Source organism: Candidatus Eisenbacteria bacterium (assembly GCA_013140805.1).
In the GTDB taxonomy this organism is placed as follows: Bacteria; Eisenbacteria; RBG-16-71-46; order RBG-16-71-46; family RBG-16-71-46; genus JABFRW01.
In genome coordinates this window covers 1-9,045 of record JABFRW010000162.1, presented here as the reverse complement: position 1 = coordinate 9,045, position 9,045 = coordinate 1, and the positions used below count along the sequence as shown (strand labels likewise).

The 9,045-nt window shown below is 67.8% G+C and carries 7 protein-coding genes, 2 tRNA genes, 1 other RNA gene and 1 pseudogene; all 11 read right to left on the bottom strand.

The annotated features are described in order from the left end of the window. A partial coding sequence (locus tag HOP12_12620) for a hypothetical protein (GenBank protein ID NOT34990.1) occupies positions 1–281 on the bottom strand: 281 nt, incomplete at its 3' end. After that, positions 278–736, bottom strand: coding sequence for a D-tyrosyl-tRNA(Tyr) deacylase (locus HOP12_12615; GenBank protein ID NOT34989.1), 459 nt, complete (start codon positions 734–736; stop codon positions 278–280). The genes HOP12_12615 and HOP12_12620, both read right to left, overlap by 4 nt. A gap of 46 nt (positions 737–782) precedes the next feature. Beyond that, complete coding sequence (locus HOP12_12610) at positions 783–2,981, bottom strand: bifunctional (p)ppGpp synthetase/guanosine-3',5'-bis(diphosphate) 3'-pyrophosphohydrolase (GenBank protein ID NOT34988.1); 2,199 nt, start codon at positions 2,979–2,981, stop codon at positions 783–785. Further along, entirely contained in the window at positions 2,978–4,687 is a 1,710-nt protein-coding gene (gene recJ / locus HOP12_12605; GenBank protein ID NOT34987.1) for a single-stranded-DNA-specific exonuclease RecJ, read from the bottom strand. Before recJ ends, HOP12_12610 begins: the two co-directional genes overlap by 4 nt. 98 nt (positions 4,688–4,785) lie before the next feature. Beyond that, an RNA gene (gene rnpB / locus HOP12_12600) (RNase P RNA component class A) lies at positions 4,786–5,190 on the bottom strand. A 14-nt stretch (positions 5,191–5,204) separates the two neighbouring features. Then, a pseudogene (locus HOP12_12595) lies at positions 5,205–5,612 on the bottom strand (ribonuclease HI family protein). Positions 5,613–5,661: 49 nt separating this feature from the next. Next, entirely contained in the window at positions 5,662–6,357 is a 696-nt protein-coding gene (locus HOP12_12590; GenBank protein ID NOT34986.1) for a hypothetical protein, read from the bottom strand. 86 nt (positions 6,358–6,443) lie between these two features. Beyond that, positions 6,444–6,519: transfer RNA gene (locus HOP12_12585), tRNA-Val, on the bottom strand. Positions 6,520–6,557: 38 nt separating this feature from the next. Beyond that, positions 6,558–6,631 (bottom strand) — tRNA-Ile (locus HOP12_12580). Positions 6,632–6,733: 102 nt separating this feature from the next. Next, positions 6,734–8,551 carry an RNA polymerase sigma factor RpoD gene (rpoD, locus tag HOP12_12575; protein ID NOT34985.1) on the bottom strand — a complete coding sequence of 606 codons (1,818 nt, stop codon included), beginning with the start codon at positions 8,549–8,551 and terminating at the stop codon, positions 6,734–6,736. Positions 8,552–8,554: 3 nt separating this feature from the next. Beyond that, the coding region (locus HOP12_12570) for a hypothetical protein (GenBank protein ID NOT34984.1) at positions 8,555–9,045 on the bottom strand (491 nt) is incomplete at its 5' end.

Below are 9,045 nucleotides of genomic sequence, written 5' to 3'. Positions count from 1 at the left end.
GGTTTGCCGAGCCGCTCGCCGCGCAACACCACCACCGTATCCGCCCCCACCACCACCGCGTCGGGTTTGCGGGCCGCGACGCGCTGCGCCTTGTCGAGTGCCAGAGCCCGCACGCCGTGTCGCGGCTCGGCCTCACGCGGCCATGCGCGATCCGGCCCCGGGTCAACGACCGTAAATCGCGCGCCGACCTGCTTGAGCAGCGCGACGCGTCGCGGTGAGGCCGAAGCGAGCACCAGCGGCGCGCTCCCGCTCCAGAACAGCTCGCGACCGGCGGCGCTCACGCGCGAGCCGCCGGAGGCTCGATCTCGAGCCACAGCGTGACCGGACCATCATTCACGAGCGCGACCTCCATGTGAGTTCGGAAGACTCCGCGCGCGACCGGGACTCCGATCGCGGCGAGGGATTCGCAAAAACGTTCGAACAGCGGCTCGGCGATCTCGGGTCGCGCCGCACGCACGAAGTCGGGTCGTCGTCCTGAATTCGCGTCGCCATAGAGCGTGAACTGCGGCACCACCAGCACCGCACCCGCGACCTGGGAGACGTCGAGATTCATGCGCTCCGAGGCATCGGGGAAGATCCTCAACCCCGCGAGCTTGCGCGCCAGCGCGTCGGCTTCGGCCACGGTGTCGGCATGCGTCGCACCGAGCAGCACCACCAGACCGTGCGCGATTGCGCCGCGCACCGTGCCATCCACCGACACGCGGGCCTCCGACACCCGCTGCACGAGGGCCCGCATCAACCTCGCCCCGGCCGCATCGCGGCCGACCTCGAGCGCCCGACGCTCATGCGTTGCCGCTGCGCCGCTGAGGCGGCCGCCGCATCAGCCGCTGGCGGCGTTCGACGCTCGTGACGCCCTTGATGCGGCGAATCGCGCCGATCAGCTCGTCGAGCTTCGCGACGTGCGGCACCTCGACCACGAACATGCCGCGCGCGGTCTTGTCCTCGCTCGCCATGCCCGCGGTGCGCACGTTGACGTGCAGCGTCGAGATGGTCTTCGCGATGTCGGCGAGCAGCGAAGTTCGATCCTGTCCGTAGACCAGCAACCGAACCGGGAACGTTTCGTCGCTGCGAGCATTCCATTCGACCGGCACCCGACGATCCTCGGAAACGCGGCCGGGAAACGTGTTCGGGCAGTCGATGCGATGGACCGAGACGCCGCGACCGAGCGTCACCACGCCGAGCACCGCATCGCCCGGCACCGGCTGACAACAGCGCGCGAACGTGACCATCACGTTGTCGACACCGTCGATCCGGATGCCCGCGGTGGGCCGTCGACCGAGTCCGAGCGCTTCGAGCGGACCCTTGGTGAGCCGTTCGGCGAGCGACTCCTTCTCGGGCACCAGGCGCCGCACCAGCGAGGTCAGCGACAACTGCCCTTCGGCGAGTCGCGCATAGAGCTGGTCCACGTCGGAGCATCCGGTCGCGTGCGCGGCTGCATCCAGCGCCGCCTCGTCGACGGTGTGGTGGAGCCGCTTCAGCTCGCGCTCCAGCATCTGGCGGCCCAGCGTGATGCTGTCGGACAGGCGCTGGAGCCTCATCCAGTGGCGCACCTTGGTTCGCGCGCCGGTGGTACGCAGGAACTTGAGCCAGTCCTCGCGCGGCTGCGCCTGCGGCGAGGTGATGATCTCGACCGTGTCGCCATTGCGCAGCTCGTGCCGCAACGGCACGAGTTCGCCGTTCACGCGCGCACCGACGGTCTTCTGGCCGACCTCGGTGTGGATCAGGAAGGCGAAGTCGAGCGGCGTGGCGCCCTTGGGCAGGCGCTTGAGTTCGCGGCGCGGGGTGTAGACGAACACTTCCTCCTGGTAGAGCGCCGTCTTGAGGAAGTCCATGTACTCGTCGTCCGATGCCGCTTCCTGCCACTCGGCGGTCGAAGCCACGAACCCGCCGATCTTGGCATCCAGCTCGGCGTCGAGTTTTCCGCCCTGCTTGTATACGTAGTGCGCCGCGACACCGGTCTCGGCGGTGTGGTGCATGTCACGGGTGCGGATCTGCACCTCGACCAGCTCGCCACCGCCGACCAGCACCGTGGTGTGGAGCGACTGGTACATGTTGCTCTTCGGAGTCGCGATGTAGTCCTTGAAGCGATCCTGCACCGGGGTGAAGACGTCGTGCACCACCCCGAGTGCGCGGTAGCAGTCGGTGCGCGAGTGCGTGATCACGCGCAGTCCCGACAGGTCGTGAATCGCGTCGAACGGGCGGCCGGTCTTCATCTTGGTGTAGATCGAGAAGAAGTGCTTCGGCCGCCCCGTCACCTCGGCCTTGATGCCACCCGCCTTGAGCGCATCCTTGAGATCCCCGCGCACCTGCTCGACGAAATGCTGGCGCTCGTCGCGTTTCGCCTGGATGCGGCCCGCGATCTCGGCATAGGCCTCGGCGTCGAGCGTCTTGAGCGCCAGGTCCTCGAGTTCGCGCTTGATGCTCGCGATCCCGAGCCGATGGGCGAGCGGCGCGTAGATGTCGCGCGTCTCCTCGGCGATGCGACGCGCCTTCTCGGGCCGCAGCGCCGAAACGGTGCGCATGTTGTGGAGACGATCGGCGAGCTTGATGAAGATCACCCGCAGATCGCGCGACATCGAGAGCACCATCTTGCGAAAGTTGTCGGCCTGCTCGGCCTCGCGGCGTTCGAAGTGAAGCCCCGAGAGCTTGGTCACCCCTTCGACGAGTCCGGCCACTTCCTTGCCGAACCGCTTTTCGACGTCCTCGGGCGTGACCGGCGTGTCCTCGACCACGTCGTGCAGCAGTGCCGCGCACGCCAGCGTGGTCTCGAGTCGCGTCTCGAGCAGTTGCAGCAGGATTCGACACACTTCGACCAGATGGGTCACGTAGGGCTCGCCGGACACCCTTCGCTGGCCCTCGTGCGCGAGTGCGGCGTAGTCGAACGCGGCGGCGACGCGGTCACGATCGACGCGCGGCGCGTGCTCCTCGAGGTGCGCGAGCAGCTCGGAGCGTAATTCGAGATGCGGAACCGGGTCGCTCATGCCGGTCGCAGCGCGCGCACTCTCAACTGAAGGCGCGTGGTTCCGTTCCATTCGTTGCGGGTCGGGACCGCCACCAGGTCGACGCGCGCGCCGCGTGCGATGCCGGCCGCCGTCTCGCCGAGTCCGAAGCCGATCGCCTCCAGCGCGGCGGCGCCATCGCGAATCTGCAGCTTGAGATGCCGTCCGTCGCCCACGCGTCCGAGTTGATCGATCGTGACGCCGCGAATCAGGAAATGCGGTTCGGGATTCGCGAGCCCGAACGGCGCCATGCGGTCGATCCACTCGATCAGCTCGAGTGAGCACTCCGCGAGCGTCAGCTCGGCGTCGTGATCGACGCGCGGCACGCACGCCTCGGGATCGAGTCGCGCGGCGACCAGGCTCTCGACGCGGGTGCGAAACGGCACCAGCTGATCGCGACGCAGCGTGAATCCGGCGGCGGCCGCATGCCCGCCCCAGGTCGCGAGCAGGTCATCGCAGCCGGCCAGGATCTCGGTCAGGTCGATGCCGCCGGTGGTGCGCGCCGAGCCCCGACCCAGATCACCGTCGAGTGCGACCAGCAGCGCGGGGCGCTGAAACCGTTCGACCAGGCGCGACGCGACGATTCCGACCACACCGGGATGCCAGTGCTCGTCCCACAGCACCAGCGACGCCGGCCCCGGCCAGCCCAGCTGCGACACCACGCGCTCCGAGGCTTCGCGGGCGGCCGATTCGTCGAACTTGCGGCGCTTCTGATTCTCACGTTCGAGCACCTCCGCCAGCCTCCGGCCCTCGACTTCGTCGCGGGCGAACAGCAGCTCGAGGGCCTGATCGGCGTGACCCATGCGGCCCGCGGCATTGATCCGCGGCGCGAGCATGAACGCGACGTGCACGTCGGTGAGGCGGCGTCCATCGACGCCGGCGACGCGCATCAGCTCACGCAAGCCTGGCCGCGTCGTGGCGGCGAGGCTCGCAAGACCATGACGCGCCAGGATCCGGTTCTCGCCGATCAGCGGCACCACGTCCGCGATGGTTCCCAGCGCCACCAGGTCGAGCGCCTCGAACGCGGCCTCGGCGCGGCCACGCGCCTCGAACAGCGCCTGCACGAGTTTGAACGTCACGCCGACTCCGGCCAGCGACTTGAACGGATACTCGCACCCGGGGCGAATCGGATTCACCACCGCCTCGGCGTTCGGCAGCGTCGGGCCGGGTTCGTGATGATCGGTCACCACCACGTCGATGCCGAGCGAGCGAGCGTGGTCGATCGGCTCATTCGCGGTGATTCCACAGTCCACCGTCACGATGAGCTGCACGCCCGCACGCTGTGCCGCATCGACCGCCGCGACCGTGAGGCCGTAGCCGTCGCGGGTGCGATGGGGAATGCGCGGAGCGGCCTGCCCCCCGAGCGAACGCAACACGCTGACCAGCAGGAACGTGGAGGTGATGCCGTCGACGTCGTAGTCGCCCTGAACCAGGATGCGCTCGTTCGCGGCCAGCGCCCGATTGACGCGCGCCAGCGCGCGATCCATGTCTCTGAGCGCGAGCGGATCGTGCAGTGCGTCGAGCGACGGAGACAGGAACGCACTCGCGGCCTCGGGATCGCGTACTCCGCGCCGCACCAGCGCATCGGCGATCGCGAGCGGCGCGTCGAGTGCGGCCGCGAGCGAGCGCGTCGCGCCGGCATCGAAGCCGGCACGCGGGGTCCAGAGCGCGGATTGGGTCTGCACCATCGATGGCCTCGGCGCCGCGACGGGCGCCTTCTCTGAGTCAGGCGCCCGTTTCTCGCCGTGCGCGCGCTGCGCACGGTCCGGCTCGCTCGATCGGTCCGGGTCCGAGTCCCCCGTAAGCCGAATTCTGTCGGATTGCTCCGTGGTGATCATTCGTCTGGGACGCCCGTCTCCGGGACGCCTCAATGCGACCGACCCTGGGGTGTTGACGGAGCGGGACACACTCCTCCCCCTCTATTCGGTCTTGCTCCAGGTGGGGTTTACCGAGCCGGCTCCGTCACCGGAACCGCTGGTGCGCTCTTACCGCACCGTTTCACCCTTGCCCGCAGCGCGGTTGCCCGCGCCCGTTGGCGGTCTGCTCTCTGTTGCACTTTCCGTAGGCTCGCGCCCCCTGGGAGTTACCCAGCACCTTGCCCTGTGGAGTTCGGACTTTCCTCACGATCCAGCCTCGGCGACCGCGTGAGCGGAAGCGTTGGCGAAGACCGCGCGATCACCTGGGAGACTCGGGACCCAGAACCCGATCGAGCGTTTCGTTCACGAGTCCGTCCGCGCGAGCATTCGCCGCGCGTGGAATCGCCTCGTAGCGCACCGAGGCGATGCGACCCGCCGCCACCCGCGCCTGCGCGTGCAACGGTTTGAGACCTTCGTGCTTGACCCGATATTCGCCGGTCATCTGGCGCACCACCAGCTCGGAATCGAGCCGCACCAGCAGCGGTGACGCTCCATGCTTGCCTGCCGCACCCAGCCCCGCGATCAGGCCGCGGTACTCGGCCACGTTGTTCGTCACCGAACCGAGATACTCCCCGAGCGCTTCACGCTCGGCGCCGCTCGGGTCCGCGAGCACGAAGCCACAGGCTCCGGGCCCCGGGTTGCCACGCGCACCACCGTCGCAATGCAGGATCCAGGGACGACTCGAATCGACACTCATGAGGACGGCAGAATAGTGAAGCGCATCGCCAGCGACAAGGCGCGCACGCTCAGGCGTCGTCGTCGGGCGGCCAGATCAGCAGCCGCCCGCACCCGTCGCAACCGATCAGGCGGTCGCCGCGCTTCACCTCCTGCAAGGCCTGGGGCGCGAGTGCGCGATAACACGCCGAGCAGGCGTTCTTGGCCACCGGGACCAGCGCGCGACCGCCGCGCGACTCGTGAATGCGCTCGTAACGCGCCCGCGTCGCGGGCGGAATCGTCTCGAGCAGCGAGACGCGCTTGCGATTCACCGCGTCGGCGCGCGCCTGCTCGACCCCCGCCTCTTTCTCGAGTGCCGCGCGCCGCACCGCCGCGGAAGCTTCAGCCTCCGCGACCGCGAGCTCGAGCTTCGGTCGCCGTACTGCCGACTGCTCTTCCTGATCCATCAGTTCCAGCAGCTGCGTCTCGAGTTCGGAACGGCGCCGTTTGCGATCGGCGATTTCGTGCACCAGCGCCTGGTACTCGTCGTTCTTCTTGACCAGCGGCAGCTGGCCTTCGAAACGCCGCGCCTCGGTCTCGATCGCTGCGATCTCGCGCTCGATCGTGCGATGGCGGAGCTGCTGCTCGTGTTCGCCGGCGAGGTGCGCGTCGCGCTGCGTTCGATCGTGCGTCAGGCGCCGCTCGATCGCGGCGATCTCCTCGGGCAGCCGGGCGAGCTGTTGAGCGATCGTCAGCAGCTGGTCGTCCAGCAGATGGAGCGCCCACATCGCGCGGAGCTCGTCGTTCAGGGATGCCTCCCGATCGAAAGCCGGACGTCTTGGGCGCGGCGCGGACTCGTGCGCGCAGAAAGGAATGGTGGGCGCAACAGGACTTGAACCTGTGACCCCCTGGTTGTGATCCAGGTGCTCTACCAGCTGAGCTATGCGCCCGATACGACTGCCGACGCGAACGCGCGCCGTGGTGCGGGTGGGCCCACCTGGATTCGAACCAGGGTCTTACCGGTTATGAGCCGGCTGCTCTGGACCGCTGAGCTATGGGCCCAGCGTGGATCCGTCGGACCAACGCGCCGTAAGGGAGCGCGTTTGTAGCACCCGTTCGCCGCCGCGGTCAAGGAAGTCGGGGTGGCCCATCGCCACCCCGCCCCTACAGCAGTTCGGTGTATGCCTTGAGCCGCCGACTGCGGGTCGGATGTCGCAGCTTGCGCAGCGCCTTCGCCTCGATCTGACGAATGCGCTCGCGCGTGACGTTGAAGAACGCTCCAACCTCTTCGAGCGTCCGCTGCGCCCCGTCGTCGGTGAGTCCGAAGCGCAACCGGATCACCTTGGCCTCGCGCGGCGTCAGGGTCTTCAGCACCTCGTTGACCTCGTCGCGCAGCATCGCGGCCGCGGCGGAGTGCGCCGGGCTCACCACGCTGGTGTCTTCGATGAAGTCCCCGAGGTTCGAGTCGTCGTCCTCGCCGATCGGCCGGTCGAGCGAGATCGGTTCCTGGGCCGCCTTGATGATGCTCTTCACCTTGTCGACCGGCAGCTCGAGGCGTTCCGCGATCTCTTCCGGGGTCGGCTCGCGTCCCAATTCCTGGACGAGCTTTCGCGACACGCGCACCACGCGGTTGATGTGCTCGATCATGTGAACCGGTACGCGAATGGTGCGCGCCTGATCGGCGATCGCACGCGTGATCGCCTGACGGATCCACCACGTCGCGTAGGTCGAGAACTTGTAACCCTTGGTGTAGTCGAACTTGTCGACCGCACGCATCAGGCCCGAGTTGCCTTCCTGGATGAGGTCCAGGAACTCGAGTCCACGATTCGTGTAGCGCTTCGCGATCGAGATCACGAGCCGCACGTTCGCTTCGATCATTTCGCGCTTCGCCTGACCGGTCGCCCGCTCGCCGTCGCGGATCTGACGGCACAGCTCGAGCAGGTGATCTTTGGTGAGGCGCGAATCATCCTCGAGCGACTTGACGTCCCGCCGCAGCGTCTTGAGTTCGTTCTGGAACTCGGCGATCTGCGAGGGCTGCAGGCCCGAGTCGCGACGCACCGCGCGCAGTTCCTTCGGCCCCTTCTTGAGCCGGCGTGCGAACTCGCCCATGTCGTCGCTGCTGTGCCCGTAGCGGCGTTCGATGTCCGCCTGCCGCTCTTCGAGCTCCTCGCCGCGCCGGCCGAGATCCTTCACCGGGCCGGCGAGTTCGGTCACCAGCCGCGGGTTGATCGACAGCTTATGGATCTCCTGCGTCAGTTCGGCCTCGACCTTCGCCCAGTTCGCCTGCAGCGAGCTGCGCTGCTTCTCGGTCATGCGCAAATTCTGCCGCTCGAGCAGGTCGTTGTAGCGCTTCTGCAGCGTGAACACGCGCTCGAGGATCCGCACCGCGCGCTGCCGCTCCTTGAGGAGCGCCGGCTCGGTCAACGCGTTCTCGTCGACCTTGATGAAGTCCTCGATCTTGAGCTGACCTTCCTTGAGCCGCTTCGCGAGTGCGCGAATCTCCTTGAGCGACGCCTCGATCCGGAACATCGCGGCCAGCACCTGCCGCTCGCCCGCCTCGATGCGACGCGCGATCTCGACTTCGCCTTCGCGCGTCAGCAGCGGCACGCGTCCCATTTCGCGCAGATACATGCGCACCGGGTCGTCGTAGCGCACCGGTTGCTGGGGTGCCGCCTTCGCGGCCGCCGACGGCTTCTTGTCCTCGATCTTGCGCAGCTTGCGGATGTGGTCCTGCGCCTCTTCCTCCGAGGCGAAGACCTGCATCTGCATGTCGTTCAGCATCGAGTGGACCTCTTCCATCAGGTCCACCTGATCCTCCGGCTCGAGTTCGTCACCGAGCTGCCACACGATCTGATCCTCGGTGACGTAGCCCTGACGAAGCGCCAGCGACTTGATCTCGTCCATGCGCTTGCGCTGCTCGAGTCGGATCTTCTGTCGAGCTTCACGAGCGGAAACTTTCTTCTCCTTCGTGGCCGTGGCCATCGGTCACGATCTCCCTGTCGTTTCGGTCGGGAACGTCGCTCGCGAGTCGGCGCCAGCGCCGATCTCACGCTCGAGTTCGCCGAGCCGATTGCCTATGGTGAGAGCCTCCGCCTGCAAGGCGCGAATGGTCTCGAAATCCGCGGTCGTTGACATCGCTTCTCGTATCACACGCTGGCGTCCCTTGAGGCGCCGTTGTTCGAGACGGCGGGCCGCTCCTGCGGCTTCCGCGCGCCAGTTCATGTCCGACTCGGCCGCCGCCACCAGTTCGCGCGCCAGCGCGCCGGTCGCCTCGTCCGTGTACAACGTTTCGGGTGCCGTCCACAGTCGCTCGGCGAGCCCGCGCAAATCGGTTTCAGAGAAATCTTCGGGCGCGACGCGCTGAGCGGCCGCGTCGAACGTGTCCGGTTCCATCAGCAGCGCGGTCACCAGCCGTCGCTCGAGTGCGCGCTCCGCCGCCGGACGCCCGTGCGGTCGTGACGCCGTCACGACCGCAC